Below are 26,301 nucleotides of genomic sequence, written 5' to 3' on the forward strand. Positions count from 1 at the left end.
GCCTCTCTGATGCGGTCGGGTGAGTCAGTCGGTTGGGTAGGTCCGGTCGGGTCAGGGCTTGTCGAGTACGGCCGCTCGTCGTACGACCGCCTCCAGCGCCCGGAACCAGGTGCGGGCCAGGTCCCGTACCTGTTCCTCGGTGAGGAGTTCGGCGGCGTACGCCCAGTGGGCGCTCAACTCCGGTCCCTCCGGGCGGTCTTCGGTGATGGCGTTGAGGGTCAGGGCGTGGGACATCGGCTGACGGGGGTCGGCGTCGAGGTCGGCGGCGTCGTCCTCGGGGGCGTAGGACCAGTCGGCCGCCGCCGGGCGGTCGAAACGGCCCATGTAGTTGAACTCGATCTGCGGCTCGCCGAGTTCGGCGAGACGTGCGCCCGTCCCGGGGTTGAGGTGGCGCAGCAGGCCGTGTCCGATACCGGCGGTGGGCAGCGCGGTGAGGTGCTCGCGTATACGGGCCAGAGCCGTGTCCAGCGTGGGTCCCTCCGTGATGGCGTCCGCCAACTGGGTCTCGCCCGGGTCGAGCCGTACGGGGACGACGCTGGTGAACCAGCCGACCGTACGGGACAGGTCGGCGTCGCCCGCGAGTTGCTCCTCGCGACCGTGGCCCTCCACGTCCACCAACACCGGTCCGCCGCCAGGCTGTTCGGCGCCCAGGGCGCGGGTGCGCCAGTCACCGACCGCCAGTGCGAACGCGGTGAGCAGCACGTCGTTGACCGTGGCTCCGAACGCGGCAGGGGCCCGGCTCAGCAAGGGGCCGGTGAGGTCGGCGGGCAGGGACAAGGAGACGTACCGGGTCGTGGCGACCGTGTCCCGGGCCGGGTCGAGCCGGCGGGCCAGCGGGAGTTCGGCGCCCTCGGCGAGGGCGGAGGTCCACCACGGCAGTTCGTCCTCGGTGGCCGGGTCGGTCGCGCGGGTTCCGAGGAGCCGGGACCAGCGTCCGAACGACAGCTCCACTGGGGCCAGTTCGGGCGTACGGCCGCCCCTGACCGCTGCCCAGGCGGTGGCGAGGTCGGGCAGCAGGACACGCCAGGAGACGCCGTCGATCACCAAGTGGTGGACGAGGATGAGGAGTCGGCCGGGCTGTCCGGGTCCTGCGTCGAACCAGACCGCCCGCACCATCGCGCCCGCGTCCGGGTCGAGCCCGCCCCGGGCCGTCTCGGCGTGGCGGGAGATGGCGGCGCGCAGTGCGTCGTCGTCCGCCCCGCGCACGTCGGCGCGGGTGAGCCAGGTGCTGACGTCGGTGTCCCGTGCGGCCGGTACCCGCAGCAACCACTCGGGTTCGCGGACGAGTTGGGCCCGGAGCATGTCGTGCCGGTCGGCGAGCGCCTTGAGCACGGTCAGCAGGCCGGGTTCGGTCAGGTCTGCCGGGGTCTGGACCAGGGCGGCCTGGTGGTAGGCGGCGATGGGGCCGCCGCGCTCCAGTAGGGCGCGCATGATCGGGGTGAGCGGGACGGTCCCGGTGCCGTCGTCGTGGACGGCGTGCCGTTCGCCGCTGCCGAGCGGGACGGCAACGGCCGCGAGGGCGGCGACAGTTCGGTGCTGGAAGACCTGCCGGGGCGTGACCCGCAGCCCACCGGCACGGGCCCGGGCGACCAGTTGCATGGCGACGATGCTGTCACCGCCGAAGGTGAAGAAGTCGTCGTCCGTGCCGACGGCCTCGGCCGGCAGTCCGAGGGCGTCCGCGAACAGGTCGCGGAGGGTGCGCTCGGTATCGCTCGAAGGGGCCCGTCCGCCGCCCTGCGCGGTGAAGTCCGGTGCGGGCAGGGCGGATCGGTCGAGTTTGCCGTTGGACAGCAGCGGCAGCCGGTCGAGGACGACCACTGTGGCCGGGACCATGTAGTCGGGCAGCGCGGATGCGGCGTGGGCGCGGAGTTCGGTCCCGTCCGCCTCGTCGGCGACCACGTAGGCGATCAACTGCCGGATTCCGGGCCGGTGTTCGCGGGCCACGACCACGCTCTGCGTGACGGCCGAATGGGTGTCCAACGCGCCCTCGATCTCGGCGAGTTCGATGCGGTAGCCGCGGATCTTGACCTGGTCGTCGGTGCGGCCGGCGAACTCCAGCTGGCCGTCCTCGGTCCAGCGGGCCATGTCTCCGGTGCGGTACATGCGCTCGCCCGGCTCGGTGGCGTACGGGTCGGCGACGAAACGCTCGGCGGTGAGTTCGGGCCGGCCGAGATAGCCGCGGGCCAGGCCAGGGCCCGAGAGGTACAACTCGCCTGTGACGCCCGGCGGTACGGGACGCAGGGCAGTGTCGAGGACGTAGGCGCGGGACTCGTGAACCGGGCGTCCGACGACCGGGGTGGCGCTGTCGCGGACCCGGCCGACGAGCGCGTCGACGGTGGCCTCGGTGGGGCCGTAGAGGTTGAACGCCTCGGTGTCCTGCAATGCGGCCAACCGCGTCCACAGGGACTCTGGTACGGCCTCGCCGCCGAAGCCGACGACGGAGAGCGGGCAGTCGCCCTCGTCTCCGATCAGCCCGCTGTCCGCCATCTGCGCGAGCAGCGAGGGGGTGACCTCGATGAAGTCGATGCCCCGGTCGCGGATGAACGCGGCGAGGAGTTCGGGGTCGCGCCGGGTCTCGTCGTCGGCAATGTGCAGTGCGTGCCCGTCCAGCAGCCACAACTGCGGTTGCCAGGAGGCGTCGAAGGAGAACGACCAGGCGTGTCCCACGCGCAGGCGCCGCAGGCCGGTGCGCCGCTTGGCGACCTCGTGCAGGTCGTGCCGGTGGCTGTGGAAGAGGTTGGCGATGCCTCGCTGGGTGACGACGACGCCCTTGGGGCGGCCGGTGGAGCCGGAGGTGTAGATGACGTAGGCGGGGTGGTCGGGGCCGGGGGCGACGGGTACGGCCTCCGGCAGTCCCTCGATCGGGGCGTCAAGTCGCAGAACAGGGACGGTGGTTGGGGGCAGCGTGGCAGCCGTCTCCGCCGCGGCCAGGATCAGCACGGGGCGGGCGTCGTCGAGCATGCCGGTCAGGCGGGACTCCGGGAGGTCCGGGTCGAGGGGCAGATAGGCGGCGCCCGCCTTCATCACGGCGAGGATCGCGGCGATGTGGTCGGCGGTACGAGGCAGCGCGAGGGCCACGATCCGCTCGGGTCCGACGCCGTGTCCGGCGAGGATGCGGGCCAACTGGTCCGTGCGGGCGTCGAGTTCGGCGAACGTCCATGTCGTACGGCCGTCGGTGACGGCGACCGCGCCGGGGTCGGCGGCGGCCTGGGCGACGAACAATGCCGGTACCGTGCCGAGCCGTTCGGTCTCCGGAGCGGGCAACGCGGTGTCGTTCCAGGACTCCAGAACCGTGTGCCGCTCGGCGGAATCGAGCAGATCGAGCCGGCCGACGGGAAGGTCGGGGTCGGCAGCCATGCCGTTGAGCAGGGCCGTCAGGGCGTCCGTGATCCGTCGTACGACGACAGGCGTGAAGATGTCGGGCCTGAACTCGGCGGTGAGCCGCAGCCGTTCGGCGGGCTCGACCGCCCACGCGAACGGGTAGTGGGTGGAGTCCTCGTGGTCGCGGACGGTGACGCGCGGTCCGTCGCCGCCCTCTTCGTCGTCGGCGACCGGGTACGACTCGAACACCACGAGGGTGTCGAAGAGTTCACCGAGTCCGGCGGCCCGCTGGATGTCGGCGAGGCCGAGGTGCTGGTGGGCGATGAGCCGGGACTGCTCGTCCTGGAGCCGGTCGAGGAGCGCGGCCGTGCTCTCCTCCGGGCGGACCCGTACCCGTACAGGGATGGTGTTGATGAACAGGCCGATCATCGACTCGGCACCGGCCAGCTCGGGCGAACGCCCGGCGACGGTGGCACCGAACACCACGTCGTCCCGGCCGGTGAGCCGCCCGAGCAGCACGCCCCAGGCGGCCTGGACAAGGGTGTTGACGGTGACGCCCTGGCTGCGCGCGAACGCCTCCAACTCGGCCGTGCGTTCCGGGTCCAACTCCACGGTGTGGGTGCTCGGTACGACGGCGGCACGGTCGGGGTCGACGGGCGCGAGGCGCGTCGGCTCCGCCAGCCCGCCGAGGGCCTCGGCCCACGCGGCGGTGGAGACGGCTGGGTCCTGGGCGGCCAGCAGCCGCAGGTGCTCGCGGTACGGAGCGGGCGCGGGGGGCGTACGGCCCTCGTAGCGCGCCCACAGTTCGGCGGTGAGCAGCGGCAACGACCAGCCGTCCAGCAGGAGATGCTGGTGCGAGAGCACGAGCCGGTGCCGGTCCGGACCGAGCCGGGCCAGCAACAGCCTGAGCAGCGGCGGCCGTTCGGGGTCGAACCGGCGCCGCTCCTGGACGAGCAGCCGCTCCCACTCCTCGGGGTCATCAGCCAAGTCGAGCTGCCGCCAGGGCAGTACGGCCGTGCGCGGTACGACGGCGACGGGCCGCCCGGAGGACAGGTGCCGGAAGCCGCTGCGCAGGTTCTCGTGCGCGTCGAGCACGGACTGGGCCGCGGTGTGCAACCGGCCGGCGTCCAGGGGGCCTTCGAGGTCGTAGGAGACCTGGACGGTGTACACGTCCGGTCCGTCGTCGCCGGAGTCGAGGGCGGCATGGAAGAGCAGGCCGGCCTGGAGCGGGGAGACGGGGAGTACCTCTGTTCCGGCGGGCAGGGCGGCCAGTTCGGCGCGCTCGTCGTCAGTGAGGTCGAGCAGGATGACGTCGTCGCGGTCGGCGGTGGTGACCGTGGAGGCGGTCACTGTGGCCAGCCCCGCCGCCGACTTGTGGCGGAAGACGTCACGCGGACTGAAGGTGAGCCCGGCGGCGCGAGCCCGGGCGACCAGTTGCATGGCGACGATGCTGTCGCCGCCGAGCGAGAAGAAGTCGCCCTCGACACCGACGCGTTCGAGACCGAGCACGTCCGCGACGAGGGCGCAGAGGGTCTCCTCCAGCGGTGTGCGCGGGCGGGTGTCGGTAACTTCGGCGGCGAAGTCGGGGGCGGGCAGGGCACGGCGGTCGAGCTTGCCGTTGGGGGTGAGCGGGAGGGCGTCGAGGGAAACGACGGCAGCCGGGACCATGTGGTCGGGCAGCAACTGGGCCGTGTGCGCACGGAGTTGAGCCGGGTCCACAGCGCCCTCCGCCACGACGTATGCGACGAGGCGTTCGTCCCGAAGGACGACGGTGGCGTGCGCGACGCTCTCGTGAGAGGCCAACACGCTCTCGATCTCGCCGAGTTCGATGCGGAAGCCGCGCAGCTTGACCTGGTCGTCGGCGCGACCGAGGTACTCCAGTTCGCCGTCCCTGGTCCAGCGGGCCAGGTCGCCGGTGCGGTACATGCGGGTGCCGGGCTCAGTGGCGTACGGGTCGGCGACGAAGCGTTCGGCGGTGAGGGCGGACCGGCCCAGGTAGCCGCGCGCCAACTGGACGCCCGCCAGATACAGTTCGCCGGCTACACCGGGCGGCACGGGGCGGAGTCCAGCGTCCAGGACATAGGTGCGGGTGTTCCACACCGGGCGCCCGATCGGCACGGTGGCCGGGACGGCGGGAACCTCGTGGGCGGTGACGTCGACGGATGCCTCGGTCGGGCCGTAGAGGTTGTGCAGGCGGCTGCCCGGGAGGACCTGGTGGAAGCGGGCGGCCAGAGGGGCGGGCAACGCCTCGCCGCTGCACATGGCTTGGAGCAGGTCGGTGCAGCGGGCGGCGGCAGGTTCGTCGAGGAAGGCGCGCAGCATCGACGGCACGAAGTGGGCCGTGGTGATGTGCTGACGTTGAATCAGTTCGGCGAGGTAGACCGGGTCCTGGTGGCCTTCCGGGCGGGCGACGACGAGCGTGGCGCCGGTGATCAGCGGCCAGAAGAACTCCCACACCGACACATCGAACCCGGCCGGGGTCTTCTGCAACACCCGGTCGTCGGCGTCGAGGCGGTACGTGTCCTGCATCCACAACAGGCGGTTAGTTATGCCCTGGTGGGGGACGGTGACGCCCTTGGGGCGGCCGGTGGAGCCGGAGGTGTAGATGACGTAGGCGGGGTGACGGGGGTCGTGGGCGGTGGGCAGCGGCACGTACGCGGGGTGGTCGGGGGTGCCGTCCGCGTCCACCGCGAGGGTGGGCACGTCGCTGTCCGGCAAGGTCACGCCTTCGGTGGTGATCAGGCAGACCGGGCGGGCGTCGGTGAGTGTGTAGGCGAGCCGTTCGGCCGGGTAGCCGGTGTCGAGGGGCAGGTAGGCGGCGCCCGCGCGGTGGACCGCGAGGAGGGACACCACGAGGGCGAGAGAACGGGGAAGCGCCACGGCTACGACCGCCTCGGCCCGCGCTCCCTGCGCGGCGAGCGCGTGCGCCAACCGCTCGACACGCAGGTCGAGTTCGGCGTAGGTGAGGGCGGTGTCCTCGAAGACGACCGCCGTGGCCTCGGGGGTGCGGGTGACCTGGGCGCGGAAGAGTTCCGGGAGGGTGAGGTCGGGGACGATGCGTGCGGTGTTGTTCCAGTCGGTGAGAACGAGGGCACGTTCGTCGTCGCGCAGGACGTCGAGCGCGCCGACTCGTCGATCCGGGTCCGTGGCGACCTGAGCGAGCAGCAACTCAAGCCGCTGGGCGAGGAGTTCGGCGGTCGACTGGTCGAGGAGGTCGGCGCTGTACTCGATCCAGCACCGCATACCGTCCTCGCCCTGCTCGACGAAGTCGAAGCTGAGGTCGAACTTGGCGCCCTGCTGGCCGAGTTCCTCACGGCGGGCGGTGAGGCCGGGCAGGGCGGGGGTCGCGCCCTCGTCGTCGAGGTGGACGACCATCACCTGGAACAGCGGATGCCTCGCCAGTGAGCGGGTCGGGTTGACCGCCTCCACCAGCCGCTCGAAGGGCAGGTCCTGGTGTTCGTAGGCGGCGAGGTCGGTGTCCCGGACGCGGACGAGCAGATCGGCGAACGTGGGGTCGCCGGACAGATCGGTGCGCAGGACAAGGGTGTTGACGAAGAAACCGACCAGGTCTTCGAGGTGTTCGTCGCCCCGCCCGGAGATGGGCGCGCCGAGCGGGATGTCGTCCCCGGCGCCGAGCCGGTGCAGCAGTGCGGCCACTGCTGCCTGGGAGACCATGAACATACTCACGCCGTGGCGGCGGGCCAACACGCGCAGCTGCCGGGTCCGTTCGGCGTCGAGGGTCAGGCCGACCGCGCCACCCTGGTGGCTGCTCTCCAGTGGGCGGGGGCGGTCGGTGGGCAGCGCGAGTTCGTCCGGCAGGCCTGCCAAAGTGTTCTGCCAGTAGGCGAGTTGACGGGACTGTCGGCTGTCCGGGGCGTCGGGGTCGCCGAGCGCCTCCCGGTGCCAGAGGGCGTAGTCGGCGTACTGCACCGGCAGCGGAGTCCACTCGGGCGCGTGTCCCTCGCGGCGGGCCTCGTAGGCGGTGGCCAGGTCACGCCACAACGGGCCGTCGGACCACTGATCGCCGGCGATGTGGTGCAGCACCAGCAGCAGGACATGCTCGTCCTCGCTCACTTCGAACACATGGGCCCGCAGCGGGAGTTCACGGTCGATCTCGAAGCCGCGCGCGGCGGCCTCGGCGAGCCCGGCAGCCAGTTCGGTCTCCGTGACGCGGCTGTGATGGAGGGGCACGGAGGCCTCGCCCAGCACGACCTGGTGGGGACGGCCGTCCCGTTCGGGGAAGACCGTGCTCAGGCTCTCGTGTCGTACGGCGAGGTCGTCCAGGGCGGCGGCCAGGGCGTCCCGGTCGAGTGTTCCGGTGAGTCGCCAGGCGGCCGGGATGTTGTACGTGGCTCCCGGGCCCTCGATGCGGTGAAGGAGCCACAGGCGCTGCTGGGCGTAGGAGAGCGGGAGTTCGTCGGGTCGCTCGGCGGGGACGAGAGCGGGCAGTCCGCCGGCCCGGTCGTCGAGGCAGGCCGCGAGGAGTGCGGGCGTGGACGCCTCGAAGACGGTGCGGACGGTGAGGTCGGCGCCAAGTACCGTGCGGACGCGGCTGACCAGGCGCATGGCGAGCAGGGAGTGGCCGCCAAGGGTGAAGAAGTCGTCGTCGGCGCCGACGCGTTCGAGACCGAGAACGTCACCGAAGAGTCCGGCGAGGATCTCCTCACGCGGGCTGCGGGGCGAAGTGCCCGCGCCCGTACCGGTGTTGGTCGTGAAGTCGGGGGCGGGCAGGGCGGCACGGTCGAGCTTGCCGTTGGGGGTGAGGGGCAGCGCGTCGAGCGTGACGAAGGCGGCGGGGACCATGTGGGCGGGAAGGGCGGCACCGGTGTGGGCTCGGAGGGCCGTGACATCCACCGATCCGCTACCGTCTCCGGCCGGGACCACATACGCGACGAGGCGCTGTTCCCGGACCACGACGACGGCGTAGGCGACGGACCGGTGCGCCGTCAACGCGCCCTCGATCTCGCCGGGTTCGACGCGGAAGCCGCGTACCTTCACCTGGTCGTCGGTGCGGCCCAGGTACTCGATCGTGCCGTCGGCGTTCCAGCGGGCCAGGTCACCGGTGCGGTACATGCGGGTGCCGGGGGCGCCGTACGGGTCGGCGACGAACCGCTCGGCAGTCAAGCCGGGCCGGTCGAGGTAGCCGCGCGCCAGTTGGACGCCCGCGAGGTACAACTCGCCCGGGACGCCCACCGGGACGGGGCGCAGGCCTGCGTCGAGGACGTAGGTGCGGGTGTTCCACACCGGCCGGCCGATCGGGACACTTGTCGCGTCCGGGCCGATCTCCACGGCCGTCACGTCGACCGAGGCCTCGGTCGGGCCGTAGAGGTTGTGTAGTTCGGCGGTGGTCAGGACCTCGTGGAAACGGTGGGTGAGGGCGACGGGCAGAGCCTCGCCGCTGCACATCACGCGGCGCAGGCCTGCGCAGTCCGCTACCGAAGGCTCCTCCAGGAAGAGTTGGAGCATGGACGGCACGAAGTGGACGGTGGTGACGCCCTGTTCGCGGATCAGGCGGGCCAAGTAGGCCGGGTCCCGATGGCCTTCGGGGCGTGCGACGACGAGCGTGGCGCCGGTGATCAGCGGCCAGAAGAACTCCCACACCGACACGTCGAAGCTGGACGGCGTCTTCTGGAGCACCCGGTCGGCAGCCGTCAGGCCGTACGCGTCCTGCATCCAGAGCAGCCGGTTGACGATGCCCTCGTGCGGGACGACGACGCCCTTGGGGCGGCCGGTGGAACCGGACGTGTAGATGACGTACGCGGGGCTCGACGGGTCGTAGGACGTGGGGAGTTGACTCTCGGGACCGGTCGGCAGCGTGTCGCGTATGACGTGCACCGGGCGGGCGTCCTCGACCATGAGGGCGAGGCGCTCCTCCGGGTAGTCCGGGTCGAGCGGGAGGTAGGCGGCTCCGGTTCGGTGTACGGCGAGGAGGGCGACGACGAGTTCGAGTGAGCGCGGGAGCGCTACCGCCACGGTCTGCTCCGGGACCGCGCCGAGCGCGGCCAACACCCTTGCCGTGCGCTCCACTTGGGCGTCCAGCTCCGCGTACGTCAGCTCCTGCCCCTCGAAGACGAGGGCCGTGGCGTCGGGGGTGCGGGCGGCCTGGGCGCGGAAGAGCTCCGGGAGGGTGGTGGCCGGGACGGGGTGCTCGGTGTCGTTCCACTCCTCCAGGACCAACGCGCGCTCGGCGTCCGTCAGGAGGTCGAAGTCCCTTACGGCGCGGTCGGGTTCGGCCGCCGCGTGGTCCAGCAGGCGTGCCATGTGACCGGCGATTCGCTCCGCGGTGCCGTGATCGAAGAGGTCGGTCGCGTACTCCAGGAGCAGGACCACCCGGTCGCTGCCCGTCTCGTCGACGAAGGTGAAGTGCAGGTCGAACTTCGCCATGCCGGTGTCCATGTCGAACCACTCGGTCGCGAGGCCGAGTACGTCCGGGTCGCCGTCGGGGCGGTGGTGGTAGCCGAGCATGACCTGGAAGAGCGGGTTGCGCCCGGCGACGCGGGGCGGGTTGAGAGCCTCGACGACCCGGTCGAAGGGCAGGTCCTGGTACTCGAAGGCGGCAAGGGACGACTCCCTTACCCGGCCCAGTAGTTCGCGGAAGGTCAGCTCGTGGCCGGACACATCCGTCCGCAGCACCAAGGTGTTGACGAAGAAGCCCACCAGGTCGGCGAGTGCCTCGTCGGTGCGGCCCGCGATGGGGGCGCCGAGCGGGATGTCCTCGCCCGCGCCGAGCCGGTTCAGCAGGGCAGCGGTGGCCGCCTGGAACAGCATGAACATGCTGGTTCCGGTGGCTCCGGAGAGGTCGCGCAGGGCGTGACCGGTAGCAGTGGGCAGTTCCAGACGAACCTTGCCGCCGTGGCCGGTCGGTTCGGCGGGGCGCGGTCGGTCGGTCGGGAGGGCGAGTTCGTCGGGCAGGCCGCGCAACGCGTCTGCCCAGTGGGCGAGTTGGGCCTCGCCGGTGCGGGCGAGCAGGTCGTCCTGCCAGAGGGTGTAGTCGGCGTACTGCACCGGCAGCGGCGCCCACTCGGCTGCACGACCCTCGCGGCGGGCCGCGTAGGCGGTGTCGAGGTCGGCGAGGAAGGGGCGGTCGGACCACTCGTCGGTGGTGATGTGGTGCAGGATGACGGCCACCACGTGCTCGTCCGGGCCGAGCCTGAACACCTCGCAGCGCAAAGGCAGTTCGGTGGTGAGGTCGAAGGGGCGGCGCTGGGCGAACTCGATCAGCGCGGGCAGTTCACCCTCCGCGCAGTCGACGATCGTGAAGGCAGGGATCGCGTCCTCGACCGGAACGATCCGCTGGTACGGCACGCCCTCGTGGGTCGGGAAGACCGTCCGCAGTGCCTCGTGGCGTCCGGCGACGTCCCCCAGGGCGGCGGCCAGCGCATCGGCGTCGAGGGTGCCGCGCAGCCGGAAGGCCAGCGGGAAGTTGTAGGCGACGCCGCTGCCGGTGATCTCCTCGACGAGCAACAGCCGTCGCTGGGCGGCCGACAGCGGGATGCGGTCGGGCCGTTCGGCGACCGGGGTCACCGCCGGGCGGGCCGGGCTCGCCTGGTCGGCGCGGCCCGCGAGCAGCGCCGGGGTGGGGGCCTCGAAGAGGTCGCGGATGGCGAGTTCGGCGCCGAGTTCGGTGCGGGCGCGGCTGACCAGACGGGTGGCGAGGAGTGAATGGCCGCCCAGGTCGAAGAAGTTGTCCTCGGCGCCGACCTCCGGCAGTCCCAGCACCTCGGCGAACAGGCGGCAGAGCACCTCTTCCTGCGGGGTGCGCGGGCCACGTCCGCCGCCGAGGGCGACGGCGGGTTCGGCGTCGGGCAGGGCGCGGACGTCGAGCTTGCCGTTGGCGTTCATGGGCAGGCCGTCGACGGTGACGAAGGCCGACGGGACCATGTAGTCGGGCAGTTCACGGCCCAGGTCCTCACGCAGCCGCCGCACCAACGCGCTCGCCTCACGGGCGGCGGTGGGGTCGTTGGCGTAGGGGTGGGTACCGTCGCCGGGCCTGAACAGACCGCCGGTCAGGCGCAGTTCGGCGGACTTCAGGAAGACGGCGTCGTAGGTCCCCGTCTCCCCCGACCAGGTCGTCAGCACCTGGTATCCGGCAGCCGTGCCGAGTTCGTGCAGGTGCTCGGGATCGACTCCCGTCTCGGTCGTACGGCCGTCGGGGATGCCGGTGAAGCGGAGCGCCTCGGGCCGTTCGCCGCGCGGGCGTTCGGACGTGGCGCCGGTCGCGGACCAACCACCGCGCAGGAGTTCACCGATCCCCTCGGCCGACGACCAGTCTCCGCGCAGGAGTTCGCCGATGGTGTTCCCGGTGGCCCAGTCGACGGACGGAATGCTGTCCAGGCGTACGTCCGGGTCATCGGCGTAGAGGACGACGTCGTAGCGGTGCCGGCTCAGCTCGTTGTGGTGGTGGGCGCGCTTGGTGCGCAGGTCGACGCCGTAGCCGAGGGTGGTGAAGTAGTCGGGGTCTACGAGGAGTTCCTTCTCCAGGCGCAGGCCGCGTTCCACCGCCCGCTCCAGGTCCGCCTCGGCGGTGCCCCGGGTGCGCTGGATCTCGGTGTGGAAGGTGCCCGCGAGGCGCAGGTTGCGTACGTCTCCGACGAACAGGGCCCCGCCGGGCGCGAGTAGCTCCATGGCGCCGTGCAGCACGGCGGTCAGGTGGTCGATGCTCGGGAAGTACTGGATGACGGAGTTGATGACGATCGTGTCGAAGTAGGCGAACGGCAGGCCGCTCAGGTCCTCGGCCGGGCGGCAGCGCAGTTCGACCTTGGAAGCGAGGGCAGGGTCGCGCCGTACTTCCTCGCCGATCTTGCGAATGACGGGCGCGGCGAAGTCAGTTGCCCAGTACGCCTCCGCGTCGGGGGCGAGCCGGGACAGCAACAGGCCTGATCCGACGCCGATTTCGAGGATGCGGCGGGGCTTGACGGCGCCGATGCGGGCGAGGGTGGCCTCGCGCCACTCGTGCATCTCCTCGAAGGGGATGGGCTGTCCGTCGTAGGAGCTGTCCCAGCCGTCGTACTGCTCGGTGAAGACGGCGGTGCCGATCTCCTCGTACTCGTCGGAGTAGATCTCCTGCCACTCCCCCACCTGCGCGGCCTCGGCGGCGGTGCGTTCGGCCGAGTCGGCACCGGAGGGGACGACATAGCCGACGAGGCGTTCGTCGCGGACGACGACGGCGGCCTGGGCGACCAACGGGTGGCGGCTGAGGGCGGATTCGATCTCACCGGGTTCGATGCGGTAGCCGCGGATCTTGACCTGGTCGTCGGTGCGGCCGAGGAAGTCGAGGTTGCCGTCGGGGTTGCGGCGCACCAGGTCGCCGGTGCGGTACATGCGTTCGCCGGGTTCGCCGAACGGGTCGGCGACGAAGCGTTCGGCGGTCAGCGCTGGGCGGTCCAAGTACCCACGGGCCAGGCCGATTCCGGCGATGTACAGCTCGCCCGGGACGCCGTCGGGCACCGGGCGCAGCCAGGCGTCGAGGATGTGGGCACGGGTGCCGCGGATGGGCTTGCCGACGGTGGGTGTGTCGCTGTCGAGGGTGCCGCCGCCGAGGGTGTTGATGGTGTACTCGGTCGGCCCGTACAGGTTGTAGCCGTACGTCCCCTCGGTGTCGCGCAGCGCCGTCCACACCGTCTCGGGGACGGCCTCACCGCCGAGCAGGACGAGCGGCGGGACGTGGCCCTCCAACAGGCCCTGCTCGATGAGGAGTCGGGCGTAGGTGGGCGTGACGTTGACGACGTCGACGCGGTGGCGTTCACAGTAGGCGACCAGCGCCTCGGCGTCACGCCTCAACTCCTCGTCGCAGACGTGCACTTCGTGGCCCTCGACGAGCCACAGCAGCTCTTCCCACGACATGTCGAAGGCGAAGGACACGGTGTGCGCGATGCGCAGCCGCCGCCCGCCGGCCGAGGCGATGGCGGGCTCGAAGATCTCCTTCTGGTGGTTCAACTGCATGTTCGTCAGGCCCCGGTAGGGGGTGACGACACCCTTGGGGCGGCCGGTGGAGCCGGAGGTGTAGATGACGTAGGCGGGGTGTTCGAGGCTGAAGCGGAGGCGGACGGGTGCATCCGACTGGGCCGTCAACTCCCCCTTGATCTCCGGGGTGTCGAGCAGCACGCGCCTCATCTCGCCGTCCAGCGTGGCCGATACGGCTGTGGTGCTGAGCAGCAGGAGCGGGCGGGCGTCGGCCAGCATCAGGGAGAGACGGTCGGCCGGGTGGTCCAACTCCAGGGGCAGGTAGGCCGCTCCGGTGCGCAGGACCGCGAAGAGGGCGACCACCATGTCGAGGGAGCGCGGCAGAGCGAGGGCGACGACCTTCTCGGGGCCCGCGCCCCGGTCGATCAGCAACCGGGCCATCCGGTTGACGGCGGCGTCGAGTTCGGCGTAGGTCATGCTGCGTTCGCCGAAGACGAGGGCCCGTTCGTCCGGGGTGCGTTCCGCCTGCGCGGCCAGCAGGTCCGCGATGGTGTCCTCGGGGTCGGGGACACGACTGGCCGCCGACTCCCGTCGTAGCACCTCGTGTTCGGAGGGCAGGAGCGGGTCGAGGGAGCCGACCGGTGCCGTGACGTCGGCGGTGAGGCGGTCGACGAGGAGCGCGAAGCGGTCGAGGAGGGCCTGGGCGCGGTCAGTTGGGACGAGGTCGGGGCGGTGGGTGAGGGTGACGGCGATCTCGCGGCCCGGGGTGATGACGAGGTTGGCCGGGTAGTGCGTGGCGTCAACGTTGGCGACGGCCGTGGCGCCGTGCCGGGTCTTCAGGTCCGCCAGCCGCTCCTCGGTGTCGTTGTTGCGCAGCACGAACAGCGTGTCGAAGAGCTTCCGGTGCCCGGTCTCGGCCTGGAGCACACCGAGGCTCAAGTGCTCGTGCGGCATGAGGTCGAGGCGTTCGCCCTGGATGCGGCGGAGCAGGTCGAGGACCGGCTCGGCGGGGTCGAGGGCGATGCGGGTCGGGACCGTGTTGAGGAACAGGCCGATGATGTTGCCGACGTCCGGGACCTCGCTGGGCCGGCCGGCGACGGTCGTGCCGAACACGACGTCGGCGCGGCCGGTCGCGGAGGCGAGGGTGAGTCCCCAGGCCGCGTTGAGAAGGGTGTTGAGGGTCAGGCCATGAGCCGGGGCCAACTCGCGGAGCCGGTCGCCGAGTTCGACGGACAGGCGTACGTCGAGCTGGTCGGGGATGACCGGTTCGAGACCGTCGGTGGCGGTGGGGGCGAGCAGCGTCGGCTCGTCGAGACCGGCGAGCGCGGTGCGCCAGGCAGCCGTGGCGACCGAGTCGTCCTGCTCCTCAAGCCAGGTCAGGTAGTCGCGGTAACTGCCGGGTGCGGGCAGGACGTTGGCGCCGCCGCCCGTCTCGTAGAGCGCGAACAGTTCGTCGAGGAACAGCCATGCCGACCAGCCGTCCCAGAGGATCAGGTGGCGGCCGATGACGAGGCGGTCGCCGCGTTCCGCGCCAAAGCGGAGCAGGAGGAGGCGGAAGAGCGGGGGTGCGGAGAGGTCAAAGCGGCGGTTGCGCTCGGCATTCGTCAACTCCCTTAGGAGCACGTCCTGTTCGGTGGCGGGGAGGAGAGAGAGGTCGACCTCTTCGAGGGGGATGTCCGGGTTCTCGACGATGAACTGCACCGGCTGGTCGAGGCCGTCGCTGGTGAAGCCCGCACGCAGGCCGGGGTTGCGGTCGAGAAGGGTGCGGACGGCGGCGCGCAGCCGGGTGGTGTCGAGGCGGGTCGCGAAGTCGAAGGTCTCGTGGACGGTGTAGACGTCCAACGCGCCCTCGTCGTACGCCGAGTGGAAGAACAGGCCCTCCTGGAGCGGGGCCAGCGGCCATACGTCGGCAACCTCCGCCGGGGCGGCGACGGCGCGGACGCGGGTGTGCTCGGCCTCGGTGAGGTCGAAGGTCTCAACTCGGTTGGCCGGGGCAGCCGTTGTGATGCCGGCTGCCGTCGCAAGGGCGGCCGGGGTGCGGTGGGTGAACACGTCACGTGGACTCAGGTCCAGGCCGGCCGCGCGGGCCCGGCTGGCGACGCCGATGGAGCTGATGCTGTCGCCGCCGAGGCGGAAGAAGTCGTCGTCGGGTCCCGCGTCCTCGATGCCGAGGACGGCCGCGAAGATCTCGGTGAGCTGCCGCTCCAACGGCCCTGCGGGCGAACGGCGTTCGGCGCGTTCGGCCTCGGGGGCGGGCAGCGCGGCCTGGTCCAGCTTGCCGCTGGGCGTCAGCGGGAGGTCCGCGAGGACGACGTACGCCTCCGGGACCAGGGGCGCGGGCAGCGCGTCCGCGAGGGCGGCACGCAGGTCGGCCGGGTCCACGGTGGCTCCGGCGACCGGGACTGCGTAGGCGACGAGTCGCTGGTCGCGCACGACGACCGCGCCCCGGGAAACAGCGGGCAGGCGGGTCAACTCGGCCTCGATCTCGCCGAGTTCGACCCTGTTGCCGCGGAGTTTGACCTGGCGGTCGGTGCGGCCGAGGTAGTCGATCGTGCCGTCGGGGCGGCGGCGTACCAGGTCGCCGGTGCGGTACATGCGGGCGCCGGGCTCGGTGGCGTACGGGTCGGCGACGAAGCGGTCGGCGGTGAGCGCGGGGCGCCGGTGGTAGCCGCGGGCCAGCTGGACGCCGGTCAGGTACAGCTCGCCGGGCACGCCGTCGGGGACCGGGCGCAGGCATGAATCGAGCACGCGCAGTCCGGTGTTCCACACGGGTCGGCCGATGGGCACGGTGGTGTCGGGCGAGCCGTCGTAGGCGTGGTAACTCACGTCCACGGCAGCCTCGGTGGGGCCGTAGAGGTTGTGCAGCGGGACGCCGGTCAGTTCGTGCCAGCGGTGGGCGGCGGACCCGGCCAGGGCCTCGCCGCTGCTGAACACGCGGCGCAGGCTGCCCGCCCACGCGGGGTCGGCGGTGACCTCGTCGGAAGCGAGGAAGGCCTCCAGCATCGACGGCACGAAGTGCATCGTCGTGACGCCCTCCGCCCGGATCAGGCGGGCCAGATAGGCGGGGTCGCGGTGTCCGTCGGGGGCGGCGAGGACGACTGCGGCGCCCTCGCACAGCGCCCAGAAGAACTCCCACACGCTCACGTCGAAGCCGGACGGCGTCTTCTGCAACACCCGGTCGTCAGCGGTGAGTTCGTACGCGCCCTGCATCCAGGCCAGTCGGTTGCCGATGGCCCGGTGGGTGACGACGACGCCCTTGGGGCGGCCGGTGGAGCCGGAGGTGTAGATGAGGTAGGCAGGGTCGTCTGGGCGGGCGGGGGCAGGGAGTTCGGCGGCCGGGATGTCTCCGAACTCCGCCTCCACTCGCAGGACTTCGCCGCTCTCCGCGTCCACACGCAGCACGTCCAGGTCCTCGACCGGCGGCAGCCGGTGCGCGTCCCGTTCCGTCGTGACGACCGTCGTCGCCCCCGAGTCGGCCAGCATGTACGCGAGCCGCTCCGCCGGATAGTCCAGGTCGAGGGGCAGATAGGCGGCCCCCGACTTCAGGACGCCCAACAGCGCCACCATCAGCTCCGCCGACCGGGGTACGGCGACGGCGACGAACCGCTCCCGGCCGACACCCTTGGCCCGCAACCTCGCGGCCAACTCCGTGGCGCGCGCGTCCAGTTCGGCGTAGGTGAGCGTGGTCGTGCCGTCGTAGACGACAGCCGTGGCGTCCGGAGTACGCGCGACCTGCGCCGCGAACGCGGCGGCGAGCGTGGTCGCCGGAACCGGCCGGATCTCCCCCGCCGGATGCGCGTCCGCCAACTCCTCCGGGGTCAGCAGGTCGAGGTCCGCGACGTGGGCGCCGGGGTCGTCCGCCAGCGCGTGCAGGATGAGAGTGAGCCGGTCGGCGAGGGACCGCACGGCGTCGGCGTCGAGACGGCGGGCGTGGTGCTTGAGGCGCAGGTCGAGACGGCGGCCGGGCTTGACGATGAGGGCCAGGGGGTAGTGCACGGCGTCGTGGAAGGTGTGTCCTGCGACGGCGATCGTGCCGGTGGGGTCGGTGATGCCCGGGGCGCCCTCGCCGCCGGGGTAGTTCTCGAACACCACGAGGGTGTCGAAGAGTTCACCGTCGCCCGCGTGCCCGGTGGCGCGCTGGATGTCGGCGAGGCCGAGGTGCTGGTGGTCGAGAAGCGCGCTCTGCTCGTCCTGGAGCCGGTCGAGAAGGCCGCCCAGGGTGTCCCCCGGAGTCCAACGCAGCCGGGTGGGCAGGGTGTTGATGAACAGACCGATCATCGACTCGATGCCGTCGACCGCGGCGTCACGTCCGGCGACCGTGGTGCCGAACAGCACGTCCTCGCGGCCCGTCATACGACCGATGAGCAGGCCCCAGGCGCCCTGGACGAGCGTGCCGAGGGTGACTCCGCGTTCCCGGGCGCGGGCGGCGAGCCGGGAGGTGATCCGCTCGGTCAACTCGACGCGGATCTGGGCGGGTTCGACCGGTCCGACGGGCGCCGGGGTCTCCACCAGTCGGGTGGACTCGTCGACCCCGGCGAGCGCGGTGCTCCAAGCAGCTCGGGCTGCCTCGCGGTCGGCGCCGGCGATGCGGCGGAGGTAGTCGCGGTAGGGGGCGACTTCGGGGAGGGGGGTCGGGTTCTCGCCGTAGAGGGCGAGGAGTTCGCGGTGCAGGACCGGCAAGGACCAGCCGTCCGCGACGATGTGATGGAACGTCAGGACCAGGCGGCTGCGGTCCTCGCCGAAGCGGATGAGGGCGCAGCGGATCAGCGGCGGGCGGGCGAGGTCGAAGCGGTGGGCGCGTTCGTCGGCGGCGACTGCCTCGGCGAGGTCGCGGCGGACCGTGGTGTCGTCCTGCGCGGACAGGTCGACCTCGTGCCAGGGCAGTTCGAGACCGGACGCGATGAGCTGGACGGGGTGGCCGTCGGGGGTCTGGCGGAAGCAGGCGCGCAGCGGGGCGTGCCGGTCGACGAGCCGCTGCGCGGCGTCGCGCAACAGGGTGCCGTCAACCGGTCCGGACAGCTCGATGACCTGCTGGACGACATACGCGTCGAGTTCGGCGCCGTCCACCAACGCGTGGAAGAAGAAGCCCTCTTGAAGCGGGCCGAGGGGCAGTACCTCCTCGACGGTGACGGGGAACTCGCCCTGGACGGACGCCAGTTCTTCATCGCTCAGCGTCTGCCACGGGGTCTCTTCAACGAGGTCGGCCGTACCGGTCCGCGCGACCGTGGCCAGTTCGGCGACCGTACGGTGCCGGAAGACGTCTCGCGGGGTGAGTCCCAGGCCTGCCCGGCGGGCGAGGATGAGGAGTTGGACGGCGACGATGCTGTCGCCGCCGAGTGCGAAGAAGTCGTCGTCGACACCGACCGAGGGCACCTTGAGCGCCCGTGCGTACAGGTCGCACAGCAGTTGCTCGCGGGCCGTCTCGGGCGCCCGGCCCACGCTCAGCAGGCGGGTGAGGTCCGGGACGGGCAGCGCGGCGGCGTCGAGCTTGCCGCTCGGGGTGACGGGCAGCCGGTCCAGCGGCACGAACGCGGCCGGGACCATGTAGTCGGGCAGGTATTCGGTGGCGTGTGTCCGCAGGGTCGACATCAGGGCGTTGACGTTGCGGAAGGGCGCGGGGCGGTTGGTGAGCGGGTGACCGCCGCCGGGACGGTAGTTGACCGTGACGAGGTCGGCCCCGGCAGGGACGAACACGGCGTCCAAACTGCCGTCCTCCGCACCCCCGTTCCAGGTCAGCGCCACCTCGTAACCGTGCCGCGCGGCGACCTCGTACAGGGCCTCGGGATCCACACCGTACGGTCCGGCGGCCGGCCTGCTGCTGTCGTCGAGGGCGTCGAGCGCGGCGAGGTCGTCGGCGAGACGGGAGTTGGGGATACCCGTGATCCGCAACCGGTCCGAGCCTCGGCTCCCGGCGAGCAGCTCGTCCAGCGCCTGCACCGAACCCAGCGCGGGCCAGGGCGACTCGGGGATCTCCTCGGAGGCGTCCGACTGCGGTCGGAGCACAACGTCGTAGCGGTAGCGGGTCAGTTCGTTGTGGTGCGTGCCGCGCTTGACGCGGATGTCGGCGCTGAGACCGTCGAGGCTCGTGAAGTAGTCGGGGTCGACGAGGAGTTCGCCCTCCCAGGCGACGGCCCGGTCCACGGCAGCGCGCAGTGCCTCCTTGTCGCCGTCCGCCTCCTCGTCCAGTATCCGTCCGCTCTCGACGGCCGCGCTCAGGGTGCGGAGCAGTCGCAGGTTGCGTACGTCGCCGACGAACACCGCGCCGCCGGGGGCGAGTAGAGCCGCCGCGTCACGGAGTACGCCCGTGAGGTAGTCCCCACCGGGGAAGTACTGGATGACGGAGTTCACGACGATCGTGTCGAAGTGGCCCTCGGGCAGACCGGAGAGGTCGTGCGCGGGGCGGGCCAACAGGGTGACGCGGTCGGCGAGTTCGGGGACGGCGGACACCTGGGCGTCCAGGGCGCGTACGGCTTCCTCGGAGAGGTCGGTGCCCCAGTACTCCGTGCAGTCCGGGGCGAGCCGGGACAGCAACAGGCCGCTGCCGACGCCGATTTCCAGGATGCGCCGGGGTCGTAGCGCGCGGATGCGGTCGAGGGTGGCCTCGCGCCACTCGCGCATGTCCGCGAGGGGGATCGGAAGGCCGTCGTACATGCTGTTCCAGCCGGCGAAGTTCTCCTCGAAGCCGTCCGATCCGGCGGCGGAGTAGAGGAGTTCGTGCAGGTCCTTCCATTCGGCCACCCCCTCGTCGGGACTCGGCTCGGCGTCCAGCGAGGGCACGACGTAGGCGGCGAGGCGGCGTTCGCCGGGGCGGTCCTCGCGGACGATGACGGCGGCCTGGTCGACGGACGGGTGGGAGCGCAGGACGGACTCGATCTCGCCGGGTTCGATGCGGAAGCCGCGGATCTTGACCTGGGTGTCGACGCGGCCGTGGAACTCCAGTCGGCCGTCCGCCTTCCAGCGGACCAAGTCGCCCGTGCGGTAAAGGCGTTCACCTGGGGTGCCGAAGGGGTCGGCGACGAAGCGTTCGGCGGTGAGGGCGGGGCGGCCGAGGTAGCCGCGGGCCAGGCCGGCGCCGCCGAGGTAGAGCTCTCCCGTGACACCGGCGGGGACGGGGCGCAGTCGGTCGTCGAGGACGTAGGCGCGGGTGCCGGGGTCGGGGATGCCGATGGGCACGATGGTGCCGGGCGGGGTGTCCGGGTCGCACAGGCCCAGGGTCGAGTTGGTGGTGGCTTCGGTCGGGCCATAGGCATTGAACATCATCCGGCCGGGCGCGTACCGGCCGACCAGCTCGGGCGAGACGCGTTCCGTACCCGCCAGCAGGGTTGCCTGGGGCGGGAGTTGGACGTCCTCGGGCATGGCGGCGAGCAGGGCCGGCGGCAGGATCATGAAGGTGATGCCGTGCTCGTTGGCGTAGTCCGCGAGGGGTGCGCCGGGGACGCGGCGGTCGGCGGGGACGACGACCAGGCGGCCGCCGGAGAGCAGGCCGAGGCACAGGTCCCAGAACGCGACGTCGAAGCTGGGCGAGGCGAACTGGAGGACCCGGCTGTGCGGGCCGATGCCGAAGCGTTCCTGCTGGGTGGCGACGAGTTTCGCGACGCCCGCGTGGGAGAGGACCGTGCCCTTGGGGCGGCCCGTGGAGCCGGAGGTGTAGATGACGTAAGCCGCGTGCGCGGTCGTCAACTCGCCGGCGGTTGCCGGGCCTTGGGCCGGGTACGCGGCCAGTTCGGCGACCGTCTCGGGGGCGTCGAGCACCAGCGGGTCGAGGTCCGGCGGAAGATCGGGGGCGATCTCGGCGGTGGTGACGAGGCAGACCGGGCGGGCGTCGGCGAGCATGTACGCGATGCGGTCGGCCGGGTAGTCGGTGTCGACCGGCAGATAGGCCGCGCCCGACTTCAGGACGGCGACCTCGGCGACGATCATGTCGGCCGAGCGCGGTACGGCGAGCGCCACGACCTGCTCGGGACCGGCGCCACGGGCCACCAGGGCGTGCGCCAACTTGGCCGCGCGGGCGTCGAGTTCGGCGTAGGTGAGGCGGACGTCCTCGTGGATGAGGGCGATCTCGTGCGGGCGGGCGGCGACCTGGTCGGCGAACATGCGGGGCCAGGTGAGCGCGGGGACGTCGTGCCCGGTGTCGTTCCAGCCGTGCAGAATGCGATGCCGTTCGTCCGCGCCTAGGAGTTCGAGGTCGGCGACCGGAGTGCCCGGGCGGGCGACGGCGTCGGCGAGGAGAGTGCCGTAGTGGCCGAGGATCAGCTCGACCGTGGCGGGCGAGAAGAGGTCGGTGCGGTAGTCCGCCGACACCTCGCCGTCGGTCACCGTGAGGGCCAGGTCCAGTGGGCCGGTCTCGTCCCAGGGGGTGGGGCCGAAGCCCGTGGCGCACAACAGGCCGCCGCCGCGGAAGGGTTCGGGGGCGAGGAGCCGTAGCAGATCGGTGGTCGGGAGGTGGTGGGCGGCGGCCTCCGCGCGAACGGCCGTGATCTGGTCGCGGAGTTCGGTGAACGGGGTGTCGCCGTCGATCGTGACGCGGAGCGGGAGGCCCTCGTGGGCTACCGCCGTCTCGGTGGCCGCGGTGCCGCCGTAGCGGTGCAACAGGGCGACGAAGGCGGTGAGTTGGGTGACCATGTCGGCCGTCACGGTGAGGACTGCCGTGCGTTGCGCGCGGGAGACCGCACCCTCCCCGCGTGGCGGACGGGGGTGGTCCAGCGGCAGGGACGTCTCCGGTACCGGTGACGCGAACCGCCGTCGCCAGAAGTCGTTCGTCTCCGTTGCCCGTGCGGAAGAAAGCGTGTTGCCCGCCACAGCTGCCCGTGCCTCCCCATGCGTATGGAACGGCTCAGCGGAGCCGCGACCGCTCGCATAGTAAGGTAAGCATTGCCTTACTTGATAGACCCACCCCGGAACCACAGGTCCACGTCACAGCCACTGAGGTTATGCTCACCTAAGCTGCTGGAGGGGCCGTCCGGTGGTCCGCCAACAGGGCTCCAGAGCACGGAAGATGACCCGGCAACGCCCCGGTGGCACCACGGAAGACGACATGGAGACCGGCAAAGTGGCTTCAGGCAGAAGGCTTCGCACCACGGTGCTGGTGACACTGATCGTCGCCCTCCTCGTTCTGCTGTCCCTGCTGTCGGTCGCCCTGGGCGCGCTCAGCGTCCCGCTCGACCAGGTCGTGCGCTCGGTCCTCGGCCATCCGCCCAGCCGTCTCGTCGACAACGTCATCTGGTCGGTGCGCGTGCCCCGCACGCTGCTCGGCCTGACGACGGGCGCCGCGCTCGGCCTGTCCGGCGCGCTGATGCAGGCCCTGACCCGAAATCCCCTCGCGGACCCGGGAATTCTCGGGGTGAGCGCGGGGGCGTCCTTCGCGATCGTCGTGGCGGTCGGGGTGTTCGGGGTGGCCTCGCTGTACGGCTATGTGTGGTTCGCGTTCGGCGGGGCGCTCGTCGCGAGTGTCGTGGTCTTCTTCCTGGGGCGGATGGGCCGGTCCGGGGCCACACCGGTCAAGTTGGCGCTCGCCGGGGTCGCCATCACCTCGCTGCTCCAGTCGTTCACCAGCGCCATCGTCCTCACCGACCAGGACGCGCTGGACCGCTACCGCTTCTGGTCGGCCGGCACCCTCGCCGACCAGGACTCCGGCGAGCTGGTGCGCATCCTGCCCTTCCTCGCCGTGGGCGCGGTACTGGCGCTGGCCTGCGCGCCCGCCCTCAACAGCATGGCCCTCGGCGACGACGTGGCCGCCTCGCTGGGACGGCGGTTGGGTCTCGTACGGCTCCAAGGGGTCACCGCCGTCGTGCTGTTGACCGGCGCGTCCGTCGCGGTCATCGGTCCCGTGGTCTTCCTCGGTCTGGTCGTCCCGCACATCGCGCGAGTGCTCGCGCAGTACGCCGGGATCGGCCCCGACTACCGCTGGTTGCTGCCGCTCTCGGCCGCGCTCGCGCCCCTCCTGCTGCTGTCCGCCGACATCCTGGGCCGGATGGTGGACCGCCCGACCGAGATCCAGGCCGGTGTCCTCGTCGCCTTCCTCGGCGGCCCGTTCTTCATCGTCCTGGTCCGCCGCCGGAAGCTCGCGGAGGTATGAGCGTGCCCACACCCGTAGTCGCTCCCCCGCGCGCCGCCCTCGCCGACCGGCCGTTCCGGCTGGCCGTGCCGCCGGTGTCCGGCGTGCTGCGTCCGCGCCTGCTGCTCACGGGAGTTGGTGTCGCGCTCGGCGCGTTCCTGCTGTTCTGCTGGGGTCTGACGATCGGCGACTATCCCGTCGCCTTCACCGACGTCATCCGGGCCCTGTGGGGTTCGGGCGACGCGGGCACGGTCATCGTCGTCCAGGATCTACGGCTGCCTCGTGCCCTGGTCGGGCTGCTGGTCGGCGTCGCGTTCGGGGTCTCCGGGGCGGTGTTCCAGACGATGACCCGCAATCCGCTGGCCAGCCCCGACATGATCGGGCTCACCGAGGGCGCCGGAACTGCCGTAGTGGCGGCGGTAGTTCTGGGCTGGACCGGCGGACTCGGGCTGTCCACGCTGGGGTTGCTCGGCGCGCTCGCCACCGCGCTGCTCGTGTACGTGCTGGCGTGGAAGGGCGGGGCCACCGGGTACCGCATCATCCTCGTCGGCATCGGGGTGTCCTGGATCTGCTCCAGCGCGACCAACTTCCTTGTCGCGCGCGGCAATCGGTTCGAGGCGGAGGCGGCGCTCGGCTGGCTGGTCGGCAACCTCAACGGCCGGACCTGGAACCAGGTGGACTCCCTGGCCATCGCCCTGGCCGTACTGCTGCCGATCACGCTGGGCATGGGCCGCTGGATGCGCACGCTGATGCTCGGCGACGACGTGGCCGCCGGACTCGGCACACCCGTCCAACCCGTCCGGCTGGCCCTGCTGTTGGCGGGGGTGGGCCTGGTCGCCTTCGGTACGGCGGCTGCCGGGCCGGTCGCCTTCGTCGCGCTGGCCTGCCCGCAGATCGCCCAGCGGCTGGCGGGCACCTCGTCGCCGCCCCCGCTCGTCTCCGGTCTCACCGGCGCGCTCGTCGTCCTCGGCTCCGATCTCCTCGCCCGCGAGGCGATCCCGGGGACGGAACTGCCGGTCGGGATCGTCACCGGCGCCCTCGGCGCGCCGGTCCTGCTGTGGCTGCTCATCCGCGCCAACCGCGCGGGCTCTGGAGGCTGATCGCATGTCGACCACTGACCCGCGTGCCCCGCGGACGTCCGAAGTACCGGCCCCGGGGCCGGAGTTGCGGGCACGTGATCTTCATCTCGCCTACGACGGACGGCCCGTGGTCGAGAACCTGAACCTCACGGTGCCGACCGGCCGGATCACCGCCATCGTCGGCGCCAACGCCTGCGGGAAATCGACCCTGTTGCGGGCCCTGGCCCGGCTACTCGCTCCGCGCCAGGGCGTGGTGGAGCTGGACGGCGTCGCGCTGCGTTCCGTACCGACCCGCGAACTCGCCCGCAAACTGGGCATCTTGCCGCAGACGCCGGTGGCGCCGGAGGGCCTGACCGTCCTCGACCTGGTGGGCCGGGGCCGCTCCCCGCACCAGACCTGGTGGCGGCAGTGGTCGGCGGCCGACGAGGAGGCGGTGCACGCCGCCCTGGAGGCGACCAGCCTCACCGACCTCGCCGAGCGCCCCGTCGACGAACTCTCCGGCGGCCAGCGGCAGCGCGCGTGGATCGCCATGGCCGTCGCCCAAGGCACCCCGGTCCTGCTCCTCGACGAGCCGACGACCTATCTCGACCTCGCCCACCAGATCGACGTACTCGACCTGATCACGGACCTCAACCGGCGCGAGGGCCGCACGATCGTGATGGTCCTCCACGACCTCAACCAGGCCTGCCGGTACGCCGATCACGTCATCGCCATGAAGGCCGGCCGCATCGTCGCCGAGGGCACGCCCGCCGACGTCGTCACCGAGGCCACGGTCGAGGACGTCTTCGACCTGCGCTGCCGGATCACGCCCGACCCGGTCAGCGGCACGCCGTTGGTCATCCCGCTGGGGAGGCACCACCACGACGGCAACACCGAGGGCAACTCCGACGGCAACGCGCGGGCCGAGGAGGCTGTTTCGACCCGCTGAGGCCCCCGCCGATGCAGGCAGGGGCCCGGTCGTTCAGAAGCGGGACGTCATGGCCGGGACGTCAAGTACCCGCCCATGGTGCGGAAGTAGTCGCCGGCCGCGTACTCCGTGCCGTCGTCCGTGCGCACCCGGCGCACCAACAGCCCCCGGCTGCGCCCGCTGTGGGCCTCGGGGCCGGCCACGATGACCACACCATCGCCCTCGCGGATGAAGATCCGGCCCGGGGTGCCGCCGTAGCGTCCCTCCGAGACGGCCGCGGAGACGATCCTGAGCCGCTCACCTCGGCGGAAGGCGTACGCGTTCGGGTACGGGTCCGACTGGGCCCGTACGAGGCGCTCCAGGCGTTCCGCGGGCCAGCTCCAGTCGATGCGGCTGTCCTCGGCCGAGCGCTTGTGGAAGAAGCTGGCGCGGCTGCGGTCCTGCGGGACCCACTGGCCGGCGTCGCGGCCGGAGGCGATCAGGTCGAGCGACTCGCGCACGATGGGCGCGATGAGGTCGACGGTCCGGTGGAACAGGTCGGTCGCCGTGTCGGTGGCTCCGACCGGCACCGAGCGCTGGATCAGGACGTCCCCGGCGTCGAGTTCGCCGTTCATGCGGTGCGCGGTGACGCCGACGCGCGGCTCGTCGTTCAGGAGCGCCCAGATGATCGGCGAGAACCCCGCGTACGACGGCAGCAGCGAGTCGTGGACGTTGAGGGTGCCGTGCGGCGGGAGGTCGAACAGCTCCGGCGGCAGCCAGGTGCGCCAGTTGTTGGCGACGATGATGTCCGGCCGTGCTTCCCGTACGGCGTCGAGGAGTTCGGCGTCGTCGGGGCGGTTGCGCAGCAGGACGGGGACGTCGTTCTTCTCGGCGAGTTCGGCGACGCTGTCGTCCCAGATCTTCTCGTAGGCATGCTCACTTTTCGGGTGGGTGACGACGAGAACGACCTCGTGGTCGGAGTCCAGCAACGCCTGCAGCGTGCGGTGACCCCAGGTCTGATAGCCGAGCATGACGACCCGCATGACGGTCCTTCCCTT

Annotated in this window: 5 protein-coding genes; 3 read left to right on the forward strand and 2 right to left on the reverse strand. The window is 71.7% G+C overall.

Annotation, left to right across the window (positions count from 1 at the left end; all coding sequences use genetic code 11):
• Positions 1–51: 51 nt before the first annotated feature.
• Complete coding sequence (locus OG496_RS12750; RefSeq protein ID WP_405970946.1) at positions 52–22,023, reverse strand: non-ribosomal peptide synthase/polyketide synthase; 21,972 nt, start codon at positions 22,021–22,023, stop codon at positions 52–54.
• Positions 22,024–22,258: 235 nt separating this feature from the next.
• On the opposite strand from OG496_RS12750, the gene OG496_RS12755 reads away from it, so the two are divergent.
• From OG496_RS12755 to OG496_RS12765, 3 genes are read left to right on the forward strand one after another with little or no spacing between them, the layout of a single operon-like run.
• Positions 22,259–23,299 (forward strand): iron ABC transporter permease, encoded by a 1,041-nt coding sequence (locus tag OG496_RS12755; RefSeq protein WP_366497273.1) that lies wholly within the window; start codon positions 22,259–22,261, stop codon positions 23,297–23,299.
• Entirely contained in the window at positions 23,296–24,378 is a 1,083-nt protein-coding gene (locus OG496_RS12760) for a FecCD family ABC transporter permease (RefSeq protein ID WP_405970947.1), read from the forward strand. The genes OG496_RS12755 and OG496_RS12760 overlap by 4 nt, the downstream gene beginning before the upstream one ends.
• A gap of 4 nt (positions 24,379–24,382) precedes the next feature.
• On the forward strand, positions 24,383–25,285 hold the full coding sequence (locus OG496_RS12765; protein WP_405970948.1) for an ABC transporter ATP-binding protein: 903 nt from the start codon (positions 24,383–24,385) through the stop codon (positions 25,283–25,285).
• Positions 25,286–25,332: 47 nt separating this feature from the next.
• Here OG496_RS12765 and OG496_RS12770 read toward each other — a convergent pair whose 3' ends face one another.
• Entirely contained in the window at positions 25,333–26,286 is a 954-nt protein-coding gene (locus OG496_RS12770) for a methionyl-tRNA formyltransferase (protein WP_405970949.1), read from the reverse strand.
• Positions 26,287–26,301: the final 15 nt, after the last annotated feature.

Origin of the sequence: Streptomyces sp. NBC_00988 (genome assembly GCF_045162645.1) — a bacterium.
GTDB lineage: Bacteria > Actinomycetota > Actinomycetes > Streptomycetales > Streptomycetaceae > Streptomyces.